Origin of the sequence: Stenotrophomonas sp. TWI1151 (genome assembly GCF_039673135.1) — a bacterium.
Taxonomy (GTDB): domain Bacteria; phylum Pseudomonadota; class Gammaproteobacteria; order Xanthomonadales; family Xanthomonadaceae; genus Stenotrophomonas.
This window is the reverse complement of record NZ_JBDJLA010000005.1, coordinates 147,635-173,447: the sequence shown is the minus strand read 5'-3', so window position 1 is coordinate 173,447 and position 25,813 is coordinate 147,635. Positions and strand designations below refer to the sequence as shown.

Below are 25,813 nucleotides of genomic sequence, written 5' to 3'. Positions count from 1 at the left end.
CAACCGGGATTGCATTACATGTTGGGACGCATCGCAGCGCGCTTCGCCGCTGGCATCGCCTTGGTCGCTTTGGCTGGGTGTGGCAGCAAAGACGAGGCCGCTCGCCGGCAGGCAGACGCCGTACCGGTCACCACCCAGGTGGTGAAGGCTTCGGCATGGAGCGACACGCTGCAGGCCCTGGGCACGGCCAAGGCGCGCGAGTCGGTGACGGTCACCGCCAAGGTCAGCGAAATCATCGAGACGGTGCACTTCGAAAGTGGCCAGCAGGTCAGTGCCGGCACGCCGCTGGTGACCCTGCGCGGGCAAGCCCAGGAAGCTGCGCTGCTGCAGGCCCAGGCCACGTTCCTGGAAGCCGACCAGCTGTACAAGCGCCAGCGCGAACTCGCTGCCCAGCAGCTGGTGGCCAGCTCCACGCTGGACACGCAGCGCGCCATCCGCGATGCCGCTGACGCCCGCGTGCGCGAAATGCAGTCCGACATCGGCGACCGCCGGGTACGCGCGCCGTTCGCCGGCGTGCTGGGCATCCGTCAGGTCAGCGCCGGTTCGCTGGTCACCCCCAGCACCGCGATCACCACCCTGGATGACATCGAGCGCATGCACGTGGACTTCCAGGTGCCCGAAGCCGAGCTGGCTTCGCTGAGCACCGGTGACAAGGTCAACGCGACCAGCGTGGCGTATCCGGGCCGCAACTTCGAAGGCCAGGTCGCTACCATCGATACCCGCGTGGATCCGGGCACGCGTGCGGTCACCGTGCGCGCGGATTTCATCAATGCCGATCACGCACTGCGCCCGGGCATGCTGCTGGATGTGCGCATGTTCCGCCCCGAGCGCCAGGCGCTGGTCATCCCTGAAATCGCGGTGGTGCAGGTCGGGCGCGATTCCTACGTGTTCCGGGTCACGCCGGACCAGGTCGTGGAGCGCGTTGACATCACCGCCGGCGCGCGCCGCAGCGGCGTGGTCGAAATCCGTGAGGGGCTCGCCGCCGGCGACCGCATCGTGGTGGACGGCACCGGCAAGCTGCGCCCGGGCCTGAAGATCCAGGCCGAAGAAGCTGCGCCGATCGCGCCGGCCGCCGCTACGACGGCCGAACCGGACACTGCCGGATGAAGCTCTCCGACGTTTCCATCCAGCGGCCGGTCTTCGCCGTGGTGATGAGCCTGCTGCTGGTCGTGCTGGGCTTCATGTCATTCACACGCTTGACCCTGCGCGAACTGCCTGCGATCGATCCGCCCATCGTCTCGGTCTCGGTCGATTACACCGGCGCGTCGGCAGCGGTCATCGAAAGCCGCATCACCCAGGTGCTGGAAGATGCGCTGGCCGGCATCGAAGGCATCGATACGATCAACGCGCGCAGCTCCAACGGGCGCTCGCAGGTCAGTATCGAATTCACCTCCAACCGCGATATCGAAGCGGCCGCCAACGACGTGCGCGATGCGGTCAGCCGCGTTGCCGACCGCATGCCCGAAGAGGCGCGGCCGCCGGAAATCGCCAAGGTCGAGAGCGACGCCGATCCCATCATCTGGCTCAACATGAGCTCGACCTCGATGGATACGCTGGAGCTGAGCGACTACGCCGACCGCTACATCGTCGACCGCTTCTCCAGCCTCGATGGCGTTGCCCAGGTGCGTATCGGTGGCCGCCAGCGCTACGCGATGCGGATCTGGCTGGACCGCGACCAGCTCGCCGCGCGCGGCCTGACCGTGGGCGATGTGGAAAGTGCGCTGCGCAACGAGAACGTGGAACTGCCGGCCGGCCGCATCGAATCGGCCGACCGCGATTTCACCCTGCGCGTGGAGCGCAACTACGTCAAACCGGAAGACTTCGCCGGCATTCCGCTGGGCAAGGGCGCCGATGGGTACGTCGTGCGCATGGGCGATGTCGCCAAGATCGAACTGGCCTCGTCCGAACGCCGCGCGTACTACCGCAGCAACGGTGAGCCGAACATCGGCCTGGGCATCGTCAAGACCTCCACCGCCAACGCGCTGGATGTCGCCCGTGAAGCGCGCGCCGAAGCGGACCGGATCAGCAGCACGCTGCCCGAAGGCACCCGCATCTTCGTGGCCTTCGACAACACCACGTTCATCGAGGCCGCGGTCGATCGCGTCTACGCCACGCTGGTCGAGGCGATGCTGCTGGTGCTGGCGGTGATCTGGCTGTTCCTGGGCAGTTTCCGCGCGGCGTTGATTCCCGCGGTAACGGTGCCGGTCTGCCTGATCGCGGCCTTCATCGCGCTGTATGCCTTCGGGTTCTCGATCAACCTGCTGACCCTGCTCGCGCTGGTGCTGTGTATCGGCCTGGTGGTGGATGACGCCATCGTGGTGGTGGAGAACGTGCAGCGCCGTATCGATCTGGGCGAGCCGCCGCTGGTTGCATCCAAACGCGGCACCACCCAGGTGGCGTTCGCGGTGATCGCGACCACCGCGGTGCTGGTCGCGGTGTTCCTGCCGGTCGGCTTCCTGGAAGGCAATACCGGCCGCCTGTTCCGCGAGCTGGCCGTGGCGCTGGCCGCGGCGGTGGCGCTGTCGGCGTTCGTGTCGCTCACGCTGACCCCGATGATGGCCTCCAAGCTGCTCAAGCCGCATACCGGCCAGGCACCGAAGGGCCTGCACGGGCTGATCAACCGCAACCTGGATCGGCTGTCGGCCGCCTACGGGCGCTTCCTGGAAGCGCACGTGACCCGCACCTGGGTCTACATCGTGGTGATGATCCTGTCGCTGCTGGCCAGCGCGCTGCTGCTCAAGGTGCTGCCGTCCGAGCTGGCCCCGGCCGAAGACCGTGGCTCCTTCCAGATCATGATCGATGGCCCGGAAGGTGCCGGCTTCGATTACACCGTCGGCCAGGTCCAGCAGGTCGAGAAGATCGTCTCCGGCTTCGTCGGCGAAGATGAGCCGATCGTGCGCGCCAACCCGCGCGTGCCCGGCGGCTGGGGCTCCAGCGAGGAAATGCACACCGGCCGCATCAGCGTGTTCCTGCAGCCCTGGCGCCAACGTGATGTCTCCACCCCGGATGTGGCGGCCGAGCTGCAGACCCACCTCAATGATCTGCGGGGTGTGCGCGTGCGCACCCAGGTCGGGGGTGGTCTGGTCCGCAGCCAGGGCCAGCCGTTCCAGATCGTGCTGGGTGGCCCGGAGTACGCGGAGATCGCGCAGTGGCGTGACCGCATGCTGCTGCGCATGGCCGACAACCCTGGCCTGGTCGGTGCGGACTCGGATTACAAGGAAACCCGCCCGCAGATGCGCGTGAACATCGATCGCCAGCGGGCGGCCGATCTGGGCGTATCGGTCACCGCGATCGGCAGCGCGCTGGAAACCATGATGGGCTCGCGCCGCGTCACCACCTTCGTCGACAACGGCGAGGAGTACGACGTGCTGGTCCAGGCCGGCCGCGACGGCCGCGCCTCGCCGTCGGATCTGGCCGCGATCCGCGTGCGCGCCAGTGGCGGCGAACTGGTCCCGCTGTCCAACCTGGTCACGCTCAGCGAAGTGGCCGAAGCCGGCAGCCTCAACCGCTTCAACCGGCTGCGCTCGATCACCATCAACGCCGGCCTGGCCCCGGGCTATCCGCTGGGCGAGGCCATCGCCTGGGCCCAGCAGGTGGCCAGCGAGGAGCTGCCACAGCATGCGCAGATCAGCTGGAAGGGCGAATCGCGCGAGTACCAGAACGCCGGCAGCGCCGTGCTGCTGACCTTCGCGATGGCCCTGCTGGTGGTGTTCCTGGTGCTGGCCGCACAGTTCGAGAGCTTCATCCACCCGCTGGTGATCATGCTCACCGTGCCGCTGGGCGTGCTCGGCGCGCTGCTGGGGCTGTATGTCAGTGGTGGCACGATCAACCTGTTCAGCCAGATCGGCATCGTGATGCTGGTGGGCCTGGCGGCCAAGAACGGCATCCTGATCGTGGAGTTCGCCAACCAGCTGCGCGATGAGGGCCGCAACGTGCACCAGGCCATCGTCGAATCGGCGATGGTGCGCCTGCGCCCGATCCTGATGACCTCCATCGCCACCGTGGTCGGTGCGATCCCGCTGGTGGTGGCCGGTGGCCCGGGTTCGGCCAGCCGCGGCACGATCGGCGTGGTGGTGATCTTCGGCGTGACCGTGTCCACCTTCCTGTCGCTGTTCGTGGTGCCGGCGTTCTACTCGCTGCTGGCCCCGTACACCCGCTCGCCGGAAGCCGTGGCGCGTGAACTGGCCCGCCAGGAAGCGGAAACCCCCTCGGTCGGCGGCCATGCCTGACCCGAATGGGCGGCATTGCCGCCCATTCATCGAAATTGCCACTACGCAGTCCGGCGCGGATCGTGGAGAATCGACCGGGTCCCAGCCGACGGGGACGTTCCTTTTGTTTCCGCCGACTGGAGAGAGCGCGTGGAAGAAGTAGTCAGTTTCATCAACGGGATCATCTGGAGCAAAGCCCTGATCTTCCTGTGTCTTGCCGCAGGCCTGTACTTCAGTGCCCGTACCCGTTTCATGCAGATCCGCGGGTTCGTGGAGATGTGCCGGCTCACCGTGCAGGGTGAGAAATCCGAGGCGGGCGTGTCCTCGTTCCAGGCGCTGGCCATGTCCATGGCCGGGCGCATGGGCATCGGCAACATCGCCGGTGTGGCCACCGCGATCGCCTTCGGTGGCCCCGGTGCGATCTTCTGGATGTGGGTGATGGGCTTCCTCGGTGCGTCCACCTCGTATGTGGAATGCACCCTGGCGCAGATCTACAAGACCAAGGATGCCGAAGGCCGCTACCGCGGTGGCCCGGCGTACTACATCGAAAAGGCCATGGGCCTGAAGTGGTACGCCTTGGCCTTCGCCGTGGCCACCATCATCGCCGCCGGCTTCCTGATGCCGGGCGTGCAGGCCAATGCCATCGCCGACAGCATCATCAATGCCTGCCGCGGCGGTGCGCTGTGCGGGCCACTGGATGGTCAGTTCATGGGCCTGGAATCGGTGCAGGCGCTCAAGCTGGGCATCGGCATCGTGGTCTCGTTGCTGCTGGCCGTGGTGATCTTCGGCGGCGTCAAGCGCATCGCCAACTTCGCCGAGGTGGTCGTTCCGTTCATGGCCGCCGCCTTCATCCTGATGGCCATCGTCATCATGATCATCAACTACGACCGCGTGCCGGACATGTTCCACACCGTGTTCAGCAGCGCCTTCGGTGCGCATGCCGCGTTCGGCGCGATGATGGGCCTGGCGGTGGAGTGGGGCGTCAAGCGCGGTATCTACGCCAACGAGGCCGGCCAGGGTACCGGCCCGCATGCGGCGGCCGCCTCGGAGGTTTCGCACCCGGCCAAGCAGGGTTACGTGCAGGCCTTCGCGATCTACTTCGACACCATGATGGTGTGCACCGCCACCGCGTTCCTGATCCTGGCCGCGGGCACCTACAACGTGTATTCCCCGGTCCCGGGCGGCGCGCCCGTGTTCGCCGGCCTGGCCGGTGTCGCTGAAGGCGCGGGTTACGCCCAGGCGGCGGTGGAAACCGTCATCCCGGGCTTCGGCGCGGCCTTTGTGGCGATCGCGATCTTCTTCTTCGCCTTCACCACGATCATGGCCTATTACTACATGGCCGAGACCAACCTGACCTACGTCAACAACAACGCCAAGCGCCCGCTGACCGTCCTGCTGCTGCGCCTGGGCATCATCGGCATGGTGATCTTCGGTGCCTTCCACAATGCCGGCATGGCGTGGGCGCTGGGCGACATCGGCGTCGGCCTGATGGCGTGGTTGAACATCATCGCGATCCTGATCGTGCAGAAGCCGGCGATGCTGGCCCTGCGCGACTACGAACGTCAAAAGAAGCTCGGCCTGGATCCGACCTTCGACCCCGATGCACTTGGCATCAAGAACGCCGATTTCTGGCGTCAACGCAAGCTGGAGCTGTCCCGTAGTGAATGATCCCTGGAAGAATGCGCGCCGTCCGTCCTCGCGGCCGCCGCGCGCCACGCCGTTGCCGCCGCGCGAAGGTGGCACGCCGCCGCCGCCCAGCCGCGGCAACGACGAGCTGCGCCTGTACGGCTGGAATGCCGTGCAGGCACTGTTCGAGCATCGCCCGCAGGCGCTGCGCAAGCTGTACCTGACCGAGTCGCTGATCCCGCGCATGCAGCCGGTGCTGAAATGGTGCGTGGCCAACCGCGTCGGTTACCGTGTGGTGGAAGACGGCGATCTGAACAAGCTCGCCGCGACCACCCACCACGAGGGCCTGGTGGCTGACGTGCTGCGTGCGCCGATGCTGGAGCTGGACGAATGGCTGGCCACGTTGCCGGCCGGCGCGCCGGTGCTGGCGCTGTGGCTGGATGGCGTAGGCAACCCGCACAACTTCGGCGCGATCCTGCGCTCGGCGGCGCATTTCGGTGTGGCCGGGCTGCTGCTGCCGCCGGGGTCCACGCTGGCATTGTCCGGCGCGGCCGCGCGCGTGGCCGAAGGCGGCGCCGAGTCGGTGCCGCTGGTGCGTCTGCCGGAACTGCCCGAGGCGATGGCGCAGCTGCGCGCGGCCGGCATCGGCCTGGCGGCAACGCTGGTGGAGGGAGGCAAGGACCTGTTCGCCACGGAACTGCCGCAACGCCTGGTCTATGTGATGGGTGCCGAGGGCGAGGGCATGGACCGCGATCTGGCCGACGACTGCGATCTGCAGGTGTCCATTCCCGGGTCCGGTGCCGTGGAAAGCCTCAACGTCGCTTCGGCGACGGCGGTGTTGTTGGCGCACTGGTACGGCAGCCGCTCGCGCTGATCGGAAGGTGTGCGTTTGTCGGGAACGGCGCGTTGCGCTGGACCCGCGGTGTGATCGGTTTCACCGAACGCGTCGTGACTACATCCGATTCGGATTTTCCGCATGGCGCTCGACGTGAGAACTGAGCACAGTGCGGGGTGGACGTTGTGCTGCGTAGATGAGGAGAGACATCCACGCAGTGCGACGGTCCGTTTCTCCGGACCGTGAAAGTAGTACGGCGCTCACCGCGTGGGGTGTGACGAATCCCGGTAGCCCGGTCGCATTGCGACCGGGTTTTTTTTTGTACCGACCCACGGGCGGTACCTGCCGCCTGCGTGTCGGGATTACTCGTTCGGCGGCGTGGTCGGCTTGGCTTCGCTGCCGAAACTGCCGTCGGCCTCGGCGGCCAGATACGCGAACACCGTGTATGCGGCGACGTTCTGCGCCAGCGCCGCCGGGTCGATCTTGTCCAGCGTGTCGTCGGCGGTGTGGTGCAGGTGGAAGTAGTCGCTGCCGTCCTGCGCCAGCCATGCCCACGCGCCGCCCTTGGCCGCCAGTGGACCCACGTCCGGGCCCGGGCCGCCCTTGTCGGCGGCGTACTCGATGCCCAGCGGCTTGAGCACCTCGGCGATCTGGCGGGTGGCCTCGCGCGAATTGGCCGGGTTCGGCGAGCCGGTGTTGAAGGCATAGATGCGGCCGGCACCGAAATCGCTTTCGGCGGCGAGCTGGTGCCGCACCACGTCCTTGGCATGTGCCTCGGCGTAGGCCTTGCCGCCGTACAGGCCCTGCTCCTCATTGGCGAACGCGACCACGCGGATCGTGCGCTTGGGCGCCTGCTTGAGCTGGCCGATCAGATGGCCAGCGGCCATGGTGATGCCCACGCCGGCCCCATCATCCACCGCGCCGGTGCCCAGGTCCCAGGAGTCGAGGTGACCGCCGATCACCACCACTTCCTTGGGCAGGCTGCGCCCGGTGATCTCGCCGATCACGTTGTGCGACGTGGCCGTACCATCCCAACCGCAATCCAGGCTCAGCTTCAGCGTGGTGCTGCCGAGCGCGACCAGGCGTGCCAGCTGGTTGGCATCGGGCACCGACAGCGCGGCGGCCGGCACCGGGGTCAGGCCGTCATCGAAGCGGGTGATGCCGGTGTGCGGCACGCGGTGCGAATCGGTGCCTGCCGAGCGCATCACGAAGCCGATCGCACCCTTGCGGATCGCCTCGGACGGGCCCTTGCTGCGCACGGCGCCACCGTTGCCGTAGTCGCGGCCATCGCGGTAGGCGGTCATCTGGTAATCGACGAAGGCGATCTTGCCCTTCAGCGAACCCTCCGGCGCGGCCTGCAGCGCGGCCAGATCGGCGAAGCGCACGACGTCGGCCTCCACCGTGCCGCCCGGGCTGCCGCCAAGGGCGGTGACCGTCAGCGGCTGGGCATGCTTGCCGATCACTTCGGCGTGCTCACTGCGGCGCTCCCACTTGGGGAAGGTGACCGGCTCGGTCCAGACCTTGTCGAAGCCCAGCGACTTGAACTTGGCCACCGCCCAGGCCACGGCGCGTGCGTCGGCTTCACTGCCGGCGATGCGCGGGCCGATCTCGGTGGTGAGCGATTCGACCACCTTCCAGCCGGTGTCGTCCTTGAGGGCCTGCTCGCGCAGCTCGGCGGCGGTGGCCAGCGACGTCGGCGGCAGCGTGGTGATACCGGTCGCCGCGAATGCGGGCGCGGCCAGCAGGGCGAGGGAAGATGCGATGGCAAGGACGCGGCGACGCATGGACGAACTCCGGGAAACGGGGCGGAAGCGTCCGAGCTTACCAGCCTCGCCGGCACGCACATGGGCGGTAGGTCATGTCCCGGGGATACTGTTTTCCAAAAGCGAAAACCCCGCCAAAGCGGGGCTTTCGATCGGTAGTGCCGGCCGCTGGCCGGCTCCGCACGAGGCAGGATATCCGTGCTGCCGACGAGCGGCCGGCACTACCGGTGTTGCTGCCTCAGTGCTTGAGGTTGTCGCGGATCTCGCGCAGCAGCAGCACTTCTTCACTCGGCGCCGCCGGGGCGGCCGGCTCGGCCTGCTTCTTGCGCGCCAGGCGGTTGATGAACTTCACGACCATGAAAATCGCAAAGGCCACAATCACGAACTGCACCACGGTGTTGAGGAAATCACCGTAGCCGATCACCACCGCCGGAATCTCTTTGCCATCGGCGGCAATCCGCGCCGGGGCCAGGGTCCAGGCCAGCTCGGAGAAGTCCACGCGGCCGATCATCCAGCCCAGCGGCGGCATGATGATCTTGTCCACCAGCGCGGTGACGATCTTGCCGAACGCCGCACCGATGACCACACCAACCGCCAGGTCGATGACGTTGCCACGCATGGCGAATTCTTTGAACTCAGTCAGTACACCCATCGGGCTCTCCTGTCGTAGTGGGGGAATCAAATGACGCCGCAGCGTAACGCAGCGATTGTCATCCGGCGATGATGCCGTGGCGCTCGGCCACGTTCTCCAGGCGTGCACTGAAACGGTCGCCCGGCTTCAATGCGGCCACGCCCGAGGGCGTACCCATGAAGACCAGGTCGCCTGCGCGCAACGCCCACAGCTTGGAGAGCTCGTGCAGGATCTCCGGCACGTTCCAGATCATCTGGTCCAGCAGTGATTGCTGGCGCACCTCGCCATTGATCTCCAGCGACAGATTGAGGGCGGCCAGATCGCCGACTTCACCGGCCGGCACCAGCTCGCTCACCGGCGCGGACTGATCAAAGCCCTTGGCCGGATCCCACGGGTGGCCCTTGGCCTTGGCCTGCGCCTGCAGATCGCGGCGGGTCAGATCCAGGCCGACGCCATAGCCGAACACCAGCGCCTCGGCCTGATCGACGGGCAGCTCGCCGGCAGGGGCGTCCTTGCCGATCGCCACCACCAGTTCCACTTCATGGTGCAGGTCCTGGGTGGCGAGCGGGTAGGGGATCACATCGTCATGCCCGACCACGATCGCATCGGCCGGCTTGCTGAAGAACATCGGGCGGCCGCGATCATCGGCGGCCGGCACGGCCGCACCCATTTCGCGCGCGTGATCAGCGAAGTTGCGGCCGACACAGTAGATGCGACGCACCGGGAAGGTACCGCCGCCGGCGACCGGAATTCGGGGCTGCTCGGGCGTGGGAATTACATCGGTCATGCGCGCGTCCTGTGGAGAGGTTTCGCCGCAGTCTAGAGCGTTTTCCCGCCGCCACAAACAGAAACGGCCGCGCAGGGCGCGGCCGTCATCAGGAGGAATGCGCGTCGATCAACGCGACATCGGCAAGGCCTGCTTGCGGACCACCCGGTATTCGCCGTCCACGACCTGCGACGGAACGGTGCGCGCACTCTTGCGCTGGGCGAGCAGCTTCCATGCCAGACCGGCGATGATCATCGCCGCGCCCACGAACACACCCACGAACACCAGCGCGGCCAGGATCGCCAGGCCCAACAGACCGACCGCAACGCGCACCAACGGGTGGCGCGGCTTGCGCGGCGCGAACAGGGCACGGAACTGGTAGAACTGGAAGATGCGGCTGTACATGGCACTCTTTTTGGCTGAGGTCAGCAGTGGACGAGTATCCGTGCTGGCCTTTGTGACTGAGTGAAAAAAGCGTTAAACGCACCGCGCGCGCATTGCAAATCAATGACTTGTATTCATCCGGGAGCCAGTGACATGAGCGCGTGAGACACTGTGCCTCCACTGCCTGTTGTAGATGCCATGTCCGTTCCAGAGACCACCGCCACCGCCCTCATCGCCCTGGATGCCATGGCCGACGGGGGGTTCGCCGAAACCGATGCCAGCATTGAGGGCGACAGCGAATCGGTGGTGTTGTACCGCGAGGGCGACCAGGTGCGCGCGTGGCTGAACATCTGCCCGCACGCCGGCCGCCGGTTGGACTGGGCCCCGGGGCAGTTCCTGAAAAGCAAGGACGGCCACCTGGTGTGCGCGGCGCACGGCGCCTCATTCTCGCTGGACAACGGCGACTGCGTGGCCGGGCCGTGCCGCGGTGATCGCCTGCGCGCGGTGCCGGTGCAGGTGCGCGACGGCCAGGTCTGGCTGGCGTGACAACGACCGGTGGGTCTCCAACCCACGGGTAGGTAGCGACCGTTGGTCGCTACGCCTTCAATGCCGCCCAGCGACCGGTAGTGCCGGCCGCTGGCCGGCTGCTCTTGATGGCCAACCGTACGTGGAGCCGGCCAGCGGCCGGCACTACTACGTCTTCAATGCCGGCCAGCGGCCGGCACTACCTGGGGTATTGGGCGAGCCGGCCAGCGGCCGGCACTACCTGGGGCATCGGGCGAACCGGCCAGCGGCCGGCACTCCCTAGAACATCAGGTTGATCATCAGCACCACCACCGCCGTATAGATCAACGACAGCGGGGCGCCGACGCGCCACAGCTCGCGCGGGGTGTAATTGGCCGGGCCGGTGATCATCGAAATCACCGGGTTGGAGGCTGTCATCAGATTGTTCGAGGCCGACAACGCCACGATCAGCGCGAACGCGGTCGGGCTGCCCCCGGCGGCCAGCGCCAGGTTCACCGCGATGGGCACCATCACGATGGTTGCGCCCACGTGGCTGATCACCAGCGAGAACATCGTGGTCAACAACGCCAGCGCGATTTCCAGCACCCACACCGGGATGCCGGTCGGCAGGCGGTCGATGGTGTGCCCGGCGATCCACGCCGCCGCGCCGCTGCTGTCCATCGCCCAGCCGAGCGGAATCAGCCCGGCCATCATGAACACGGTTTTCCAGTTGATCGAGGCGTAGGCCTCGTCCATGCGCAGCACGCCGGTCAGCAGCATGCCGGCCACGCCGGTCATCAGGGTCAGCGCCACCGGCAGCTTGGAGGTCAGCGCGATCAGGATGGTGATGGCGAAGATGCTCATTGCGATCTTGAACTTGTGCGGCCGCTGCTCGCCCTTGGGGTAATCGGTCACCACCACGAAGTCGCGGCTCTTGGCCGCCTGCGCCAGGTCGGTCCAGATGCTGTGGAAGACCAGCATGTCACCGGCACGCAGGGCCACGTTGCGCACGTCTTCGCGGATCACCTGCTTGTCGCGGTTAATCGCCAGCAGGCTGATCCCACGCTGCTTGCGCAGGCGCAGGTCCGAGGCGCTCTTGCCGATCACATCGGAGGTGGGCGGCACCACTGCTTCGGAAATGCCGGCGCGGCTGGGGTTGAACAGGTCGCCCAGGTGCTTCAGCCGCGAGGACATCCGCAGGAACTGGTTCTGTGCGAAATCGCTGACCTGCTGGCGCGCGCCCATCACGCCCAGCACGCTGCCCACCCAGATCCGCATCTCGGCCGGTGGGGCCAGACGGGTGTCATTGCCGGTCTTGAGCGCCAGCAGCAGCGGCGCATCGTGCACGTTCTCGGCCTCGCCCAGGGTCATGCCGACCAGCGGGCTTTCGGCGGTGACCACCAGTTCGAACACATCGCCTTCGATGCCGTAGGTCTTGGCGAAGTAGCTTTCGGTGCGCGACGGGGTGACGCCATCGTTGGCCAGCGTCTCTTCCTCCACCAGCTTGCGATCACCGAAGTAGCGGAAATACAGCAGCGAGGCGATCAGCAGCGCCACGCCGATCGGCAGCGGTGCGAACATGCGCAGCGGCTCGATCGTGGCCAGGCCCGAGGGCAGGTTGTTGTTGGCCGAGGCCAGCAGATCGTTGAGCAGGATCAACGGCGAATTGCCGACCATGGTCAGCGCGCCGCCCATGACGATGGCCGCGGCGATCGGCAGCAGCAGGCGCTGCAGGGTCAGCCCGGTGCGCGCGGCCAGCCGCGAGGCGACCGGCAGGTACAGCGCCATCACCGAAGGGTTCTGCATGAACGAGGAGTTCAAGCCGGCGATCGCGGTGGTCATCATCAACAGGCGTGTCTCCACGCCATGCCCGCGCCGCAGCAGCCACGCCGCCAACCGGTTCAATGCCCCGGTGCGGTCCAGGCCCGCGCCGAGGATGGTGGTGGCGATGATGCTCATCACCGCGTTACCGGAAAAGCCGCCGAAGATTTCCTCCGGCGCGATCAGGCCGGTAACGCCGAGCACCACCAGCACCACCAAGGCCACCACGTCGGCGCGGATGCGCTCGAACAGGAACATCGCCATCGTGAAGCCGACCAGCCCGAGAACGAGCTTCATGTCGGTAGTCAGCGTCAGCGCGGTATCCATGGGGTGGCGCGGTTCCTTGTGGGATCAGGTGCGGTCGTACAACAGGTCCCACACCCCATGGCCAAGCTTCTGGCCACGGGTTTCGAAGTGGGTCTGCGGGCGCCATTCCGGCCGCTCGACCTGCCCACGCGGACCGGCGCGGTTGCTCAGCCCGGCGGTGGCGTCGAGCACGTCCCACATCTGCTCGGCATAGTCCTCCCAGTCCGTGGCGCAGTGCAGGCGGCCACCGACGCGCAGCTTGCGCACCAGCAGCTCGGCAAAGCCAGGCTGGATCAGGCGACGCTTGTTATGGCGCTTCTTGTGCCACGGGTCCGGGAAGTAGATGCGCACTTCATCCAGCGCGCCATCGGCGATTTCCTTCTCCAGCACCTCCACGGCATCGTGGTGGTACAGGCGCACGTGGTCGGCGTTGTCGTCGGCCAGTGCATTGAGCAGGCGTCCCACGCCGGGCGCGTGCACTTCCAGGCCGATGTAATCGCGGCTCGGGTCCTGCTGTGCGGCGAAGCGCAGCGCGGCGCCATTGCCGAAGCCGATCTCCAGCACCTTGTGCGCATCGCGCCCGAAGGTGGCATCCAGATCGCGCGGCTCGCCGGTGAAATCCAGCCCGAAGCGCGGCCAGCGGTCATCGAACGCACGTTGCTGGGCGGGGGTGAAACGCCCCTGGCGCAGCACGAAACTGCGGACCTCGCGGCGGCCTTCGGTGATGGTGAAGGGCTTGGGCGGTGCCTTGGCACCGGCGCTGTCGAAAGGATTGGTCATCAGCCGATCAACCCGTCGATCGGCGAGGACGCACTGGCGTAGCGCTTGCGCGGAATGCGCCCGGCCAGGAAGGCCTCGCGGCCCGCCTCCACGGCCTTGCGCATCGCGCTGGCCATGAGGATCGGGTTGCGCGCGCCGGCGATGGCGGTGTTCATCAGCACGCCGTCGCAGCCCAGCTCCATCGCAATGGCTGCATCGGAGGCCGTGCCCACGCCGGCATCGACGATGATCGGTACCTTGGCGTCTTCGATGATCTGCAGCAGGTTGTACTTGTTCTGGATGCCCAGGCCCGAGCCGATCGGTGCGGCCAGCGGCATCACCGCAGCGCAGCCGATGTCTTCCAGGCGCTTGGCCAGGATCGGGTCATCGGAGGTATAGACCATCACCTCGAAGCCATCCTTGACCAGCTGCTCGGCCGCTTTGAGGGTCTGCACCACATCCGGGTACAGGCTCTTCTGGTCGCCCAGCACTTCCAGCTTGGTCAGGTTGTGGCCGTCCAGCAGCTCGCGGGCCAGCCGGCAGGTGCGCACGGCGTCTTCGGCGGTGTAGCAGCCGGCGGTGTTGGGCAGGATGGTGTAACGGTCCGGCGGCAGCACGTCGAGCAGGTTCGGCTCGCCCGGGTTCTGCCCGATGTTGGTGCGGCGGATCGCCACGGTGACGATCCGGGCGCCAGCGGCCTCGGTGGCCAGGCGGGTTTCTTCCAGATCCTTGAACTTGCCGGTGCCGGTGAGCAGGCGGGAAGCATAGGTCTTGCCGGCGATCACCAGCGAATCAGTGGGGGCAGGTGCATTCATGGCCCGAATTATCGCCTATCGCGCGTCACGATGCTGCCTCAGCCGCCGCCCAGTGCATGCACGATCTCGACCACGTCGCCCTCGCGCAGGGGGTGGCTGGCGTGCTGGCTGCGGGTGACGATCTCGCCATTGACTTCGACCGCGACGCGGCGCTCGAGCAGGTCCTCGCTGCGCAGCAGGTCGTGGACAGTGGCGGTGTGCGGAAGCTGGCGGTTCTCGCCGTTGAGCTGGATGTTCATGACGGTATTGTCCCGTAATCACATCCCAGTGCGTACCCTGTGCGCCCCGCGGCAGAGGTGCCGCGAGCGCCAGGCCAACGATGGCCGGGCGGCGGGCTGCGGCGTTCATGCCGCAGCGCAGCGTGATGCCGGCCAGGTGCAGTGGAACCATGGCACCGTGCGCCGGCGTACGTCCGCCGTCTTCCCCACCCTCAAGGAGTTTCCATGTTGCTCAGCAAACGCCCGATCCGTTCCCTCATGGCCGTGGCCATCGCCCTGGCGGCGATGCCGGCCATGGCCCAGTCGCCGTACACCAAGACCGTCTTCATCGGCGACAGCCTGACCGATTCCGGCTACTACCGCCCGCTGCTTCCGGCCGCTGTCCGCCCGGTGACCGGCCAGGCCACCACCAACCCGGGTTGGCAATGGGCGCAGCACGTGGCGAACTACTACGGCACCGATGCCAGCCCGAACGGTAACGGCCAGAACGGCGACAACTACGCCGTTGGCGGGGCCCGCGTGGGCGTGGACCTGACCCAGCCCGCGCTGGGCGGTGTGCCGATTCCTTCGCTGAAGACCCAGACGGCCAACTATCTGGCGGCCAACGGTGGCAAGGCCGACCCGAACGCGCTGTACACCGTGTGGGGCGGTGCCAATGATCTGTTCGCGATCCAGACCGGTGCGCCGCTGGTCCCGACCCTGACCGGTGCCGTCACCGACCAGGTCGGCATCGTCGGCACGCTGAAGGCAGCGGGCGCTGAATACATCGTGGTGCCGACCATCCCGGACATCGGCCTGACCCCGGGCGCCCGCGCCGGCGGCCCGGCTGGCATGGCCGCCGGCACCGCGCTGGCCAAGGCCTACAACGACGCCCTGTTCGGTGGCCTGAAGGCCGCCGGCCTGCAGGTAATCCCGGTCGACACCTTCCACATCCTGCAGGAAATCGTCGCCAACCCGTCGACCTACGGCTTCAGCAACGTCAGTGGCACCGCCTGCACGGTGCCTTCGTCGCTGACCTGCAACCCGACCAGCCTGGTCACCCCGGACGCATGGCGCACCTATGTCTTCGCCGACGGCGTGCACCCGTCCTCGGCCACGCATGAAATGCTGGGCCAGTACACCCTGTCGATCCTGGAAGCGCCGCGCAACCAGCAGATCCTGACCCATTCGGCACAGACCATCGGCCGCTCGCGCGCTGACCAGGTCAGCTGGCACGTGGATGGCCGTCCGGCCGACGGCCTGAGCTGGTGGGGCAACCTGCGCGGCGACATGCAGCGTTACGCCCACGCCGATCTGTACGACGGCATGGCCCCGGCCGGCCTGTTCGGTGTGGATTGGGCGCGTGATGGCATGGTGGTCGGCGGCTTCGCCGGCTATGGCCGCATGGACGCCGATTTCGGCAACAACAAGGGCGACTTCACCCAGTCCGATACCACCCTGGGCCTGTTCGCCGGCTGGTACGGCGAGCGCGCCTGGGTCAACGGCCAGCTCAGCTACAGCTGGCTGGACTACGACGTGACCCGCAAGCTGCAGCTCGGCCCGGCAACGCGCATCCACAAGGGCTCGCCGGAAGGCAGCAACCTGACCGCCGCGTTGAACGCCGGTTACGAGTTCGGCACCGAAGGCGGCTTCCGTCACGGTCCGGTCGCCGCGGTGATCTGGCAGAAGGTGAAGCTGGATGGCTACACCGAGTCCAACCTGAGCGCCTCGGCGCTGGGCTATGGCGACCAGGATACGGATTCGACCGTCGGCCGCGTCGGCTGGCAGGCCCGCTTCGATGGCGGCAACGTCAAGCCGTACGTGCAGGTCACCTATGACCACGAGTTCGAGGACAGCAAGCAGGCCAGCGCCTGGCTGCAGACCATGCCGGACGTGGGCATGTACAAGGTGCCGGGCCTGGAGTTCGACAAGAACTACGCCACCGCCGTGCTGGGTGCGCGCCTGAACCTCTGGGGCCTGAGCAGCAACATCGGCATGAGCGCCACCACGATGCAGAAGCGTGCACGTGACGTGTCGCTGTTCGCCAGCTTCGGCGGCAGCTTCTGATCCCACGTGCGCAGCGCCCGCCCGCGGGCGCCGTGTACGGCGGTGGAAAAGCGTGAAACAACGGGCGGCCCAGTGCCGCCCGTTGCGTTTGAGGGCCCCGCCCGAATAGACTTACGCCGCGCCTTGCGGGTGTAGCTCAATGGTAGAGCTGTAGCTTCCCAAGCTACTGACGAGGGTTCGATTCCCTTCACCCGCTCCACACTTCACCTTCCCATACCGCCCGTCACCGCACGCGCGATGCCTCGAAGGTGAAGGGGTCGCTCTGATCCGGAAAACGCAGCAGATAACGCGCAACGCGTGTCGTGCCATCCGATAGCAGATAGTCCACCTGCAGGCCGCTTGGATTCGTTTCCATCCCCGGGCCCAGATAGGTCGTGCTCGGATAACTGAATCCATCGCCCGCCGCCTTCTGTATGGCCACGCAACTGCCAAAGAGCGGGGGCAGGGTGTACAGATGCTCACCGTGCAACAGCATCACCAGCGTGTAGCGACCGCCTTTGCCACTGCTCACATAGTGCATGTCCAGGCACACCGACGTGCCCTGCTGCCAGGCGGTGACGTTCGCCAGATTCTCCGGGTCGATGGGGGTGCGGCTGGGCCAGTCCGGTGGTGCGAGAGCGACAGCGCTGCGCAATGGCCATCGCCGCGCACCGACCATGAGCGTCTGGCCGTCAAAGGCAACGTCGGGTGCGCCATCGGCCGGGATCATCTGCAAGGTGCCCGGAACGATCCAGTCGGTCGCCTCGTAGCGCCGCAGGGCCTGCGTCATCGAGGTGGTCCACAGGCACGCGCGCGGTGCGTCCGTGCAGGGCTTGTCGAGTGCGGTCCCCTTTCCCTCGAACAGGGGATCGCCCAACGACCTGTAGAAGTCGTTGTAGCTGGTGAAATGGGCCGGCGCGGCCTGCGTGCCCGCTGAGAGCAGAACCGCGAGCAGGGCCGCGAAACAATGACGGGTGGGAGGCGTGGTCATCCGTGTCGCCGGGGCATCTCTGTGGGCGCCCATTATTGTGGAACAACCGCTGGATGCGGGCCGCAGCATCGTCGGGGCGGTCCGTCATCGCGGCCTACGCACCGCACGCTATGCTTCGCGCTTTCCCGTCCCCTGCGCCGCGATGAAACTCGCCATCCTGTCCCGCAACAGCAAGTTGTACTCCACGCGTCGCCTGGTGGAGGCCGCGCGTGCGCGGGGCCATACCGTGCGCATCCTCGATCCGTTGCGCTGTTACATGCGCATCGCCGCGGATGGCTTCACCATGCATTACAAGGGGCGGCCGATCACCGGGGTGGACGCGGTGATCCCGCGCATCGGTGCCTCGGTCACCCGCTACGGGACGGCCGTGCTGCGCCAGTTCGAGATGATGGGCGCGCGCACGCCCAACCCCTCAGACGCCATCCTGCGTGCCCGCGACAAGCTGCGCGCCCACCAGATCCTGGCTTCCAAGGGCATCGACATGCCGGTCACGGTGTTCGGTGACAACCCGGACGACACCGTCGATCTGCTCTCGATGCTGGGCCCGCCGCCGCATGTGGTGAAGCTCAACGAGGGCACCCAGGGCCGCGGCGTCATCCTGACCGAGAAGGCCAGCGCCTCGCGCGGCATCGTGGAGGCACTGCGCGGGCTCTACGCCAACTTCCTGATGCAGGAGTTCATCGGTGAGGCGCAGGGCGCGGACCTGCGCTGCCTGGTGGTCGGCGACCAGGTGGTCGGAGCGATGCAACGGCAGGCGCCGGAGGGGGATTTCCGGTCCAATCTGCATGCCGGGGGCAGTGCCCGCGCCGCCAAGGCCAGCCGGGCCGAGCAGCTGGTGGCGGTGCGCTCGGCCAAGGCGCTGGGCCTGGGCGTGGCCGGTGTGGACCTGATCCGCTCCAGCCGCGGCCCGCTGGTGTTGGAGGTCAACTCCACCCCCGGGCTGGAAGGCATCGAGGGGATCTGCCAGGCCGATCTTGCCGGGCGCATCATCGATCATGTCGCTTCCTTGAAAAAGCCTGCAAATACAAAGGGTTGATGCGGTTTTCCAAGGTGGGGCAGGGCCTTAACATCGGTTTAATCGGCCCCGGCGTAGGCTCTGTCGAACCGCAGCTCTGCCCTCCTCAGCAGGATCGGTAATCGGGAAACACCTTCAGGCCCGGCCAGCGTCAGTTGGTCGGGCCTTTTTCCGGCCGGCAGCGCTGCCAAGCCCCTGCCATCGGTAACTTGTCGGCCCGGTTCCATCCTCGTAGAGTTGGCGTTCATTCATGTGGATAAGGAAGTCGCAGATGTCAAAGATGCATCGAATCATCGCTGTCGCGCTGCTCGGCTGTCTCTCGCTGGGTGCCCACGCCAAGCCGACTGCGAAAGCCGATGAGGCCGCGATGGCGCTTGCCGACGATGCGCCTGTTGCCGAACAGCTGGCCAAGGTCGAGCGCGCGCTGCACAGTGAGGACTACAGCGAGCTGAGCGTGGCCGACAAGAGCCGCGTTCAGGCCGCCTTGGACCGCATCCGCACCAAGATGGGCGATCGCGAGCGCTTCGATCAGCTCACCCCGCCGCAGAAAGTAGAGGTCTTCAATGACCAGGAAGTGGTCAATACCTTGATGACCAACGCCAAGGAAGACAGCCGCATGGTCTGCCGCAGCGAACGTCCGATCGGCAGCAACCGCCCTCAGCGCACCTGCATGACGGTGGCTCAGCGCCGCCAGGCGACGGACGACGCCAGGCAGATGAAGCGTGATCTTCGGATTTCCGAAGTGAGGGACGCAAAGTGACCGAAGGCCGCTGAGTTTTGACGCTGCGCCAGCATTCGACGGTGTCTAATGTTAAGAATCGAAGCTGTATGGTCAGCTTGAGGTCGCGCAGTCCTGTTCCCATTGCTGCCCTGCGGCTCCGTTCTTTCCGTTGAACCCCACGAATCAGAGGTCCCAGTGCGAATTCTCGTCATCGAAGACAACAGCGACATTGCCGCCAACCTGGGCGATTACCTCGAAGACCGCGGTCACACCGTGGACTTCGCAGCCGATGGCGTCACCGGCCTGCACCTGGCGGTCGTCCATGAGTTCGACGCGATCGTGCTGGACCTCAACCTGCCCGGCATGGATGGGATCGAGGTCTGTCGCAAGCTCCGCAACGAGGCGCGCAAGCAGACGCCGGTGCTGATGCTCACGGCGCGCGATTCCCTGGATAACAAACTGGCCGGCTTCGATTCCGGCGCCGATGATTACCTGATCAAGCCGTTCGCGCTGCAGGAAGTCGAGGTGCGTCTGAACGCCCTGTCGCGTCGCGGCAAGGGCGTGCAGACCCGCGTGCTGGAAACCGGCGATCTGGAATACAACCTGGACACGCTGGAAGTGCGCCGCCAGGGCAAGCTGCTGCAGCTCAACCCGACCGCGCTGAAGATCCTGCAGGCGCTGATGGAGGCCTCCCCGGCCGTCGTCACCCGCCAGGAACTGGAAACCCGCGTCTGGGGTGAGGAGCTGCCCGATTCGGATTCCCTGCGCGTGCATATCCATGGCCTGCGCGCCGTGGTCGACAAGCCCTTCGAGGTTCCGATGATCCAGACCCGTCATGGCATCGGATACCGCATCGCCGCGCCGGAAGCCTGATCCGGTGACGGGCAGGGGGGGGCGTCGCCGCGCGCCATACCGGCGCCGGCTGCGCAGCCGCATCATCGTCTCGTTCGTGCTGTTGGGCTTCTGCCTGACCACGCTGTTTGCGTTCGCCACCAACTGGGCGCGTGCCCGTGTGGAGAACCAGCTCGTCGAAGACGTGATGAACCGCAACATCGACGAGTTCGCCAAGCGCTTCTATTCCGACCGTACCCGTAATCCGGATCTTCCCGTGCAGCAGATGCGGGCCTTCGCGTATCCGCGCGAAATGCTGGACCGTGTACGGGTAGAGCGGGCGGAATGGGCGGCGTTGCCAAACGGCAACCACAACGTGAGCGGCCTGGACGAAGAGGGCAGGCCTTACGCCTACAAATTGGCGGTCCGCAAAGCTGACGATGCCTGGTTCTTCCTGGCGTACGACATGACCGAGGCCACGCGCGGGGAGGCCCAGCTCAAGCGCGCGCTGTGGATTTCGGTGCTGGTGTTCAGCGCCCTGTCCCTGGTGCTGGGCTGGTGGTCCGCCTCCAAGGTGATGAAGCCGGTGTCCGATCTGGCCGCCCGCCTGCGCGCCTACCGCGGTGGCACCAGCGAGCCCGAACCGCTGGCACCGCGCTTCCCGGATGATGAGGTCGGCCAGCTGGCCCAGGCGCTGGATGACTATTCCGCGCGGCTGACCGAAGTGGTGCAGCGCGACCGCGAGTTCAATGCGGACGTCAGTCACGAGCTGCGCACGCCGCTGGCCGTGATCCGTGGCGCCACCGAGCTGCTGCTGACCCGCCCGGATCTCGATCCGAAGGTGCTGCAGCGCCTGCAGCGCATCCAGCGGGCCGAGCAGCAATGCACCGATCTGATCGGCGCGCTGCTGCTGCTCTCGCGCAACGAGCGCGGGCAGGGCAGCAGCAATGTCGCCCGCGTCTCCGAGCAGCTGCTGGATTCGCACCGTGCCCAGCTCGGCGGCAAGCCGCTCGAACTGATCCTGGAAGGCAACCACGACCTGGTGATCGATGCGCCGGAATCGGCCCTCTCGGTCGCGTTGGGCAACCTGATCGGCAATGCCGTGAAGTACTCGAAGGAAGGCGCGGTGCGCGTGCGCGTGGGCAACAACGCGGTCGAAGTGATCGACAGCGGCCCCGGCCTGAGCGAAGAAGATGCCGCCAAGCTGTTCCAGCGCGGCTATCGCGGAACGCATGCGGGGCATTCGCAGGGCGGCGGTATCGGCCTGTCCATCGTCAGCCGCCTGTGTGATCTCTACGGCTGGCAGGTCAACGTGCGGCCAGGCGCCGGGCGCGGCGTCATCGCCACGCTGACGTTCTCCCCCGCCTGACACGGTAGAGCCGACCGTTGGTCGGCTCCTCCACGACCGTTGGTCGGCTCCTCCACGACCGTGGGTCGGCTCCTCCACAACCGTGGGTCGGCGCCTCCAGATCTACCGCGCCGCCAACTCCCGATACGCCCGATCCAGCCGCTCCACATGCGCCTGCAGGTGGTCCGGGTGGCCATCATTGACCACCACATCATCGGCCAATGCCAGGCGCGCCTCGCGGCTGGCCTGGGCGGCGATCATGCGGTCCGCCAGGGCGCTATCGATGCCATCGCGCTGCATCAGACGCGCGTGCTGCACGGCCACCGGCACGTCCACCACCAGGATCCGGTCCAGCCACGGGTACTGCTGGCGGCCACCGGCCTCGGTGAGCAGCGGAATCGCCGCGATCGCATACGGCCCCTCGGCCTGCTCGCAGGTCTCGCGCAGCAGCTGACGAATGGCTGGATGGGTGATCGCCTCCAGTGCCTGACGCTCCTGCGCCGATTCGAAGATGCGGGCCCGCAGTGCGGCACGGTCCAACTGGCCATCGGCCAGCAGGATGTCCTTGCCGAAGTGGGCGGCGATCCGCGCCAGCCCCTCGCTGCCCGGTGCCACCACCGCGCGTGCGGCCAGGTCGGCATCGGCGACGGTGATGCCCAGCGCCTCGAAGCGGCGGCTGACCTCGCTCTTGCCGGCGGCAATGCCGCCGGTCAGCCCGATCACGAAGCGGCTCATCGCGCGGCCCTCAACGCAGGCCGGCGTAGCTCAGGTAGCCGTCGATCAACGGCTCGCCCCACATGAAGACGATCCAGCCGGCAATGGCCAGGTACGGCCCGAACGGGATCGGCGTGGCCCGGTCACGGCCGCGCGAGTACAGCCAGATCGAGCCGATGATCGCGCCCACCACGGACGAGAGCAGGATGATCGGCAGGATGCCCTTGAGCCCGCACCAGGCGCCCAAGGCCGCCAGCAGCTTGAAATCGCCGTGGCCCATGCCTTCCTTGCCGGTGATCTGCTTGAACAGCCACCACACCGACCACAGCGACAGATAGCCCGCCAGCGCACCCAGCAGGGCAGGCTTGGCCGGCATATAGAGATTGTCGCTGGCCGCGATCAGGCCCAGCCACATCAAGGGCAGGGTGAGCTGGTCGGGCAGCAGCTGGGTGCGCAGGTCGATCCCGGACAGCGCCACCAGGAAGCAGCTCAGCACGATCGCACCGAAGCCCTGCCAGCCGAACCCGAACTGCCAGACGCTGGCGGCCACCAGCACGGCGGTCAGCAGCTCCACCAGCGGGTACTGGATCGAGATCGGGGCATGGCAATGCCGGCACTTGCCGCGCAGGACCAGCCAGCTGAACAGCGGGATGTTCTCGTACCAGGACAGCTTGTGCTTGCAGTGCGGGCAGTGCGAGGGCTCCACCACGATGCCCGGTGGTGGCGGCTCGTAGATGTCCGGCTCTTCCAGCACCTCGCGCGCATCGCGCTTCCACTCCCACTCCAGCCGCTTGGGCAGGCGCAGGATCACCACGTTGAGGAAACTGCCGATCAGCAGTCCCAGTCCGACCGCGGCGGGGTAGCCGAGACCGGGATGCTGGTCGAGAAATGCCATTGATTAGTTATCCAACTACCGCGCCGAGTTTGAAGATGGGCAGGTACATGCCGATCACCATGCCGCCGACGATGGTACCAATGAACACCATGATCATCGGTTCCAGCAGGCTGCTCAGGGCGTCCACGGCATTGTTGACCTCCTGCTCATAGTACTCGGCCACCTTGAACAGCATGGTGTCCAGCGCGCCGGCCTCTTCACCGATGGCGGTCATCTGCACCACCATGTGCGGGAAAAGGTTGACCTGCTTCATGGCCATGTTGACCGGGTAACCGACCGACACGTCGTCGCGCATGCGCAGGACCTTCTCCTCGTAGACCTTGTTGCCGGTGGCACCGGCGACGATGCCGAGCGCTTCCACCAGCGGCACACCGGCCTTGAAGGTCACGGCGGTGGTGCGGGCAAAGCGGGCGATCGCGCTGTTGTTCATGATCTGGCCGATGACCGGAATTTTCAGGACGAGCCGATCCATGGTGTGTTGCATCTTGGGAGATCGTTTGAATACATAGATAAAGCCGGCCGCAGCGCCAATGCCGGACAGGAGCATGATCCACCACCATGACACCATAAATCGCGAGAGTCCGACGATCATCTGGGTAAACGCAGGCAACTCGGCGCCGAACCCCCTGAAAACCTCTTCAAACTGAGGGACAACGAAGATAAGCATGATTGCACTGACTAACATCGCCACGACGATAACCATCACTGGGTAGAACAGCGCTTTCCTAATCTTGCCCTTGAGAGCCTCAATGTTCTCTTTGTAGGTCGCGATCGTGTCCAACACCGTTTCGAGCACACCCGCGCCTTCGCCGGCTCGAACAAGGTTCCTGTAGAGCTCATCAAACTGGACGGGGTGACGACTGATCGCTTCGTAAAGTGAGGAGCCGCCTTCAATGTCGAAGCGGATTGTGTCGACCAGCTTCCTCATACGCGGGTTCTTATGGCCGCTTGCGATGATCTCAAGCGAGCTCACGATGGGCACGCCGGACTTCATCATGATCGCCATCTGGCGACTGAAGAAAGCAATATCCTTCGCGCCTATCGAGGATCCTGCTGAACCAAAGAGAGGCTTGGGCTTAGCTTTGACCACGCTTGGCATGATCCCCTGCCGACGTAGCTCCGCTCGAAGCAGGTTGGCATTCTTGGCAGGCTGCTCGCCCTTCATCTTGACGCCGCGTTTGTCGGTCCCCTCCCAGACAAACGGTTGCAACTCCATGGTGCTACGCGCCACGGGCTGTTTCTTGATCGCGCTACGGCTGACAGACATACAGGGCTCCCCAGCCACACCATCCCCAGGCGGGCTATCTAGCCGCATGGTAGCTGGTTCCGAGGGACGTTGGCAGTCCTGCCCGGGGCCGTGCCGCGTCGCTAACGGCGGACCAGGGGTGTCAAAAGGTGACGCAGCAGGTCACATTGCCGGACGCATCGCAAATTATTGTGCGGGGGGTTCCAATCCTGAAGATTGGTGCCATCATTGCGCCGGGGAATGCTGGGGAGCATTGCTGGCACTGTTGGCACGCAACCTGCTTCGATCCACCCGCACGGGCGCCCGCCTAGCTTACCCGGTCCGCCGGGCAGGCAACGGCCCAGTGCCCTATCTAAATTTCTACCTCTAGGGGATGTACTCATGAAGAAGCAGCAGGGCTTTACCCTGATCGAACTGATGATCGTTGTGGCGATCATCGCCATCCTGGCCGCCATCGCGATCCCGCAGTACAACGATTACACCGCGCGCGCTCAGCTCACCGAGGCCTTCACCCTTGCCAGCGGCCTCAAGACGCCGATCGCTGAAGCTTATGCTCAGGATGATGCTGACGACGCGTCTTGCGTGGTGCCGACTGGTTCGGTGATTACCGGCAAGTACGTTGCTGCAAACGGTGTCACCGCGGCCGCTGCTTCGGGCGGTTGCGCAATTAAGGCGACGATGGCTGCCAGTGGTGTGAACAAGAAGGTTGAAGGCAAGTACGTTCAGTTGGCTTTCAATAAAACCACTGGCGCTTGGACCTGCACTAGCGACGCTCCTTCGGAAGTGATTCCCAAGGCATGCTCGGCCGCCGCAGCTCCTACCGACGATTGATGTCTTAACGATGTTTAAGGAGCCCCGGCTTGCCGGGGCTTTTTTTTGCAACGCCACTGACTTTGGCGATGCTGCGTACAGAAGCAAGCGCAATGGGGATTGCTGCTATGAAAAAGCAAAACGGCTTCACTTTGATCGAGTTGATGATCGTCGTCGCCATCATCGCAATTTTGGCAGCGATAGCTATTCCGCAGTACAACGACTTCACTGCGCGCTCTCAGCTCTCAGAGGCAGTGACTCTGCTTGGAGGGTTGAAGGTTCCAGTCGCAGAACAATTCGCCAATGATGTGTCTGCCACCTCCTGTGCATTACCTGTTAGTGCAATAACCAGTGGGAAGTACGTTTCGGAGGTATCTGCAACGCCTGCCACCCCTTGCGTGATCACTGCCACTATGAATGCAGAAGGTGTCAATGCCAAAGCGGCTTCCGCGACCGTAACAATTACGTACGCTGCGGCTACCGGGATCTGGGACTGCAAAACCAGCGCGCCCGAGGAAGTTGCACCCAAATCCTGCCCCCACGGCTGAGCCTGTGGAAAGGTGCTGTCTCAAGGAAGAAGT

At 65.9% G+C, this 25,813-nt stretch carries 24 protein-coding genes and 1 tRNA gene; 13 read left to right on the top strand and 12 right to left on the bottom strand.

What is annotated here, in order from left to right; all coding sequences use genetic code 11:
- The first annotated feature begins 18 nt into the window (after positions 1 to 18).
- From ABE422_RS08825 to ABE422_RS08810, 4 genes are all read left to right on the top strand, one after another.
- Complete coding sequence (locus ABE422_RS08825; protein WP_313219693.1) at positions 19 to 1,107, top strand: efflux RND transporter periplasmic adaptor subunit; 1,089 nt, start codon at positions 19 to 21, stop codon at positions 1,105 to 1,107.
- Positions 1,104 to 4,229, top strand: coding sequence for an efflux RND transporter permease subunit (locus tag ABE422_RS08820; protein ID WP_313210047.1), 3,126 nt, complete (start codon positions 1,104 to 1,106; stop codon positions 4,227 to 4,229). Before ABE422_RS08825 ends, ABE422_RS08820 begins: the two co-directional genes overlap by 4 nt.
- 129 nt (positions 4,230 to 4,358) lie before the next feature.
- On the top strand, positions 4,359 to 5,876 hold the full coding sequence (locus tag ABE422_RS08815; protein WP_102788179.1) for an alanine/glycine:cation symporter family protein: 1,518 nt from the start codon (positions 4,359 to 4,361) through the stop codon (positions 5,874 to 5,876).
- Positions 5,869 to 6,708 (top strand): TrmH family RNA methyltransferase, encoded by an 840-nt coding sequence (locus tag ABE422_RS08810; protein WP_346482825.1) that lies wholly within the window; start codon positions 5,869 to 5,871, stop codon positions 6,706 to 6,708. The genes ABE422_RS08815 and ABE422_RS08810 overlap by 8 nt, the downstream gene beginning before the upstream one ends.
- Before the next feature lie 323 nt (positions 6,709 to 7,031).
- On the opposite strand, the gene ABE422_RS08805 is transcribed toward ABE422_RS08810, so the two are convergent.
- From ABE422_RS08805 to ABE422_RS08790, 4 genes are all read right to left on the bottom strand, one after another.
- Positions 7,032 to 8,453: a M28 family peptidase gene (locus tag ABE422_RS08805; protein WP_102788178.1), complete on the bottom strand. Its 1,422-nt coding sequence runs from the start codon at positions 8,451 to 8,453 to the stop codon at positions 7,032 to 7,034.
- A 217-nt stretch (positions 8,454 to 8,670) separates the two neighbouring features.
- A complete protein-coding gene (gene mscL / locus ABE422_RS08800; protein ID WP_121039325.1) occupies positions 8,671 to 9,084 on the bottom strand; it encodes a large-conductance mechanosensitive channel protein MscL in 414 nt (137 codons plus the stop codon).
- Between the two features lie 58 nt (positions 9,085 to 9,142).
- Positions 9,143 to 9,850 carry a fumarylacetoacetate hydrolase family protein gene (locus tag ABE422_RS08795; RefSeq protein ID WP_019183922.1) on the bottom strand — a complete coding sequence of 236 codons (708 nt, stop codon included), beginning with the start codon at positions 9,848 to 9,850 and terminating at the stop codon, positions 9,143 to 9,145.
- Between the two features lie 108 nt (positions 9,851 to 9,958).
- The gene (locus ABE422_RS08790; protein WP_346482824.1) at positions 9,959 to 10,234 is read right to left on the bottom strand and encodes a hypothetical protein; all 276 of its coding nucleotides are present in this window, start codon (positions 10,232 to 10,234) and stop codon (positions 9,959 to 9,961) included.
- 177 nt (positions 10,235 to 10,411) lie between these two features.
- Here ABE422_RS08790 and ABE422_RS08785 point away from each other — a divergent pair, with 177 nt between their 5' ends.
- Positions 10,412 to 10,759: a Rieske (2Fe-2S) protein gene (locus ABE422_RS08785; protein WP_346482823.1), complete on the top strand. Its 348-nt coding sequence runs from the start codon at positions 10,412 to 10,414 to the stop codon at positions 10,757 to 10,759.
- A gap of 258 nt (positions 10,760 to 11,017) precedes the next feature.
- On the opposite strand, the gene ABE422_RS08780 is transcribed toward ABE422_RS08785, so the two are convergent.
- From ABE422_RS08780 to thiS, 4 genes are read right to left on the bottom strand one after another with little or no spacing between them, the layout of a single operon-like run.
- Complete coding sequence (locus tag ABE422_RS08780) at positions 11,018 to 12,865, bottom strand: SLC13 family permease (RefSeq protein ID WP_121039313.1); 1,848 nt, start codon at positions 12,863 to 12,865, stop codon at positions 11,018 to 11,020.
- Positions 12,866 to 12,889: 24 nt separating this feature from the next.
- Positions 12,890 to 13,624, bottom strand: coding sequence for a tRNA (guanosine(46)-N7)-methyltransferase TrmB (trmB, locus tag ABE422_RS08775; protein ID WP_313210056.1), 735 nt, complete (start codon positions 13,622 to 13,624; stop codon positions 12,890 to 12,892).
- Positions 13,624 to 14,418: a thiazole synthase gene (locus ABE422_RS08770; RefSeq protein ID WP_313210058.1), complete on the bottom strand. Its 795-nt coding sequence runs from the start codon at positions 14,416 to 14,418 to the stop codon at positions 13,624 to 13,626. The genes trmB and ABE422_RS08770 overlap by 1 nt, the downstream gene beginning before the upstream one ends.
- A 38-nt stretch (positions 14,419 to 14,456) precedes the next feature.
- Positions 14,457 to 14,657: a sulfur carrier protein ThiS gene (gene thiS / locus ABE422_RS08765; RefSeq protein ID WP_121039303.1), complete on the bottom strand. Its 201-nt coding sequence runs from the start codon at positions 14,655 to 14,657 to the stop codon at positions 14,457 to 14,459.
- Positions 14,658 to 14,861: 204 nt separating this feature from the next.
- Between thiS and ABE422_RS08760 the strand changes: the two genes are divergently transcribed.
- Positions 14,862 to 16,682, top strand: coding sequence for an autotransporter domain-containing protein (locus ABE422_RS08760; RefSeq protein ID WP_346482822.1), 1,821 nt, complete (start codon positions 14,862 to 14,864; stop codon positions 16,680 to 16,682).
- A 125-nt stretch (positions 16,683 to 16,807) separates the two neighbouring features.
- A tRNA-Gly gene (locus ABE422_RS08755) sits at positions 16,808 to 16,881 on the top strand.
- Between the two features lie 24 nt (positions 16,882 to 16,905).
- Here the strand turns inward: ABE422_RS08755 and ABE422_RS08750 are convergent.
- Entirely contained in the window at positions 16,906 to 17,652 is a 747-nt protein-coding gene (locus tag ABE422_RS08750; RefSeq protein ID WP_346482821.1) for a hypothetical protein, read from the bottom strand.
- 142 nt (positions 17,653 to 17,794) lie between these two features.
- Between ABE422_RS08750 and rimK the strand changes: the two genes are divergently transcribed.
- The 4 genes from rimK (at position 17,795) to ABE422_RS08730 (ending at position 21,588) form a co-directional block, all read left to right on the top strand.
- Entirely contained in the window at positions 17,795 to 18,688 is an 894-nt protein-coding gene (rimK, locus tag ABE422_RS08745; protein ID WP_346482820.1) for a 30S ribosomal protein S6--L-glutamate ligase, read from the top strand.
- A gap of 250 nt (positions 18,689 to 18,938) precedes the next feature.
- Positions 18,939 to 19,427, top strand: a complete 489-nt coding sequence (locus ABE422_RS08740; protein ID WP_313210067.1) for a hypothetical protein — start codon at positions 18,939 to 18,941, stop codon at positions 19,425 to 19,427.
- A 156-nt stretch (positions 19,428 to 19,583) separates the two neighbouring features.
- Positions 19,584 to 20,261, top strand: coding sequence for a response regulator transcription factor (locus ABE422_RS08735; RefSeq protein WP_019183933.1), 678 nt, complete (start codon positions 19,584 to 19,586; stop codon positions 20,259 to 20,261).
- Between the two features lie 4 nt (positions 20,262 to 20,265).
- Complete coding sequence (locus ABE422_RS08730; protein ID WP_313210069.1) at positions 20,266 to 21,588, top strand: HAMP domain-containing sensor histidine kinase; 1,323 nt, start codon at positions 20,266 to 20,268, stop codon at positions 21,586 to 21,588.
- A 102-nt stretch (positions 21,589 to 21,690) separates the two neighbouring features.
- Here the strand turns inward: ABE422_RS08730 and coaE are convergent, their stop codons facing one another.
- From coaE to ABE422_RS08715, 3 genes are read right to left on the bottom strand one after another with little or no spacing between them, the layout of a single operon-like run.
- The gene (gene coaE / locus ABE422_RS08725) at positions 21,691 to 22,302 is read right to left on the bottom strand and encodes a dephospho-CoA kinase (RefSeq protein ID WP_346482819.1); all 612 of its coding nucleotides are present in this window, start codon (positions 22,300 to 22,302) and stop codon (positions 21,691 to 21,693) included.
- Between the two features lie 10 nt (positions 22,303 to 22,312).
- Positions 22,313 to 23,176 carry an A24 family peptidase gene (locus ABE422_RS08720; protein WP_346482818.1) on the bottom strand — a complete coding sequence of 288 codons (864 nt, stop codon included), beginning with the start codon at positions 23,174 to 23,176 and terminating at the stop codon, positions 22,313 to 22,315.
- A gap of 7 nt (positions 23,177 to 23,183) precedes the next feature.
- Positions 23,184 to 24,443, bottom strand: a complete 1,260-nt coding sequence (locus ABE422_RS08715) for a type II secretion system F family protein (protein ID WP_346482817.1) — start codon at positions 24,441 to 24,443, stop codon at positions 23,184 to 23,186.
- A gap of 360 nt (positions 24,444 to 24,803) precedes the next feature.
- On the opposite strand from ABE422_RS08715, the gene ABE422_RS08710 reads away from it, so the two are divergent.
- Both ABE422_RS08710 and ABE422_RS08705 read left to right on the top strand, forming a co-directional pair.
- On the top strand, positions 24,804 to 25,253 hold the full coding sequence (locus ABE422_RS08710; RefSeq protein ID WP_346482816.1) for a pilin: 450 nt from the start codon (positions 24,804 to 24,806) through the stop codon (positions 25,251 to 25,253).
- Between the two features lie 107 nt (positions 25,254 to 25,360).
- Positions 25,361 to 25,780, top strand: a complete 420-nt coding sequence (locus tag ABE422_RS08705) for a pilin (protein ID WP_346482851.1) — start codon at positions 25,361 to 25,363, stop codon at positions 25,778 to 25,780.
- Positions 25,781 to 25,813 lie beyond the last annotated feature (33 nt).

Coding starts and splice junctions, on each gene's coding strand:
- ABE422_RS08825 (WP_313219693.1), top strand. CDS start 19: ATGTTGGGACGCATCGCAGCGCGCTTCGCCGCTGGCATCGCCTTGGTC.
- ABE422_RS08820 (WP_313210047.1), top strand. CDS start 1,104: ATGAAGCTCTCCGACGTTTCCATCCAGCGGCCGGTCTTCGCCGTGGTG.
- ABE422_RS08805 (WP_102788178.1), bottom strand. CDS start 8,453: ATGCGTCGCCGCGTCCTTGCCATCGCATCTTCCCTCGCCCTGCTGGCC.
- mscL (WP_121039325.1), bottom strand. CDS start 9,084: ATGGGTGTACTGACTGAGTTCAAAGAATTCGCCATGCGTGGCAACGTC.
- ABE422_RS08795 (WP_019183922.1), bottom strand. CDS start 9,850: ATGACCGATGTAATTCCCACGCCCGAGCAGCCCCGAATTCCGGTCGCC.
- ABE422_RS08790 (WP_346482824.1), bottom strand. CDS start 10,234: ATGTACAGCCGCATCTTCCAGTTCTACCAGTTCCGTGCCCTGTTCGCG.
- ABE422_RS08785 (WP_346482823.1), top strand. CDS start 10,412: ATGTCCGTTCCAGAGACCACCGCCACCGCCCTCATCGCCCTGGATGCC.
- ABE422_RS08780 (WP_121039313.1), bottom strand. CDS start 12,865: ATGGATACCGCGCTGACGCTGACTACCGACATGAAGCTCGTTCTCGGG.
- trmB (WP_313210056.1), bottom strand. CDS start 13,624: ATGACCAATCCTTTCGACAGCGCCGGTGCCAAGGCACCGCCCAAGCCC.
- ABE422_RS08770 (WP_313210058.1), bottom strand. CDS start 14,418: ATGAATGCACCTGCCCCCACTGATTCGCTGGTGATCGCCGGCAAGACC.
- thiS (WP_121039303.1), bottom strand. CDS start 14,657: ATGAACATCCAGCTCAACGGCGAGAACCGCCAGCTTCCGCACACCGCC.
- ABE422_RS08760 (WP_346482822.1), top strand. CDS start 14,862: ATGTTGCTCAGCAAACGCCCGATCCGTTCCCTCATGGCCGTGGCCATC.
- ABE422_RS08750 (WP_346482821.1), bottom strand. CDS start 17,652: ATGACCACGCCTCCCACCCGTCATTGTTTCGCGGCCCTGCTCGCGGTT.
- rimK (WP_346482820.1), top strand. CDS start 17,795: ATGAAACTCGCCATCCTGTCCCGCAACAGCAAGTTGTACTCCACGCGT.
- ABE422_RS08740 (WP_313210067.1), top strand. CDS start 18,939: ATGTCAAAGATGCATCGAATCATCGCTGTCGCGCTGCTCGGCTGTCTC.
- coaE (WP_346482819.1), bottom strand. CDS start 22,302: ATGAGCCGCTTCGTGATCGGGCTGACCGGCGGCATTGCCGCCGGCAAG.
- ABE422_RS08720 (WP_346482818.1), bottom strand. CDS start 23,176: ATGGCATTTCTCGACCAGCATCCCGGTCTCGGCTACCCCGCCGCGGTC.
- ABE422_RS08715 (WP_346482817.1), bottom strand. CDS start 24,443: ATGTCTGTCAGCCGTAGCGCGATCAAGAAACAGCCCGTGGCGCGTAGC.
- ABE422_RS08710 (WP_346482816.1), top strand. CDS start 24,804: ATGAAGAAGCAGCAGGGCTTTACCCTGATCGAACTGATGATCGTTGTG.
- ABE422_RS08705 (WP_346482851.1), top strand. CDS start 25,361: ATGAAAAAGCAAAACGGCTTCACTTTGATCGAGTTGATGATCGTCGTC.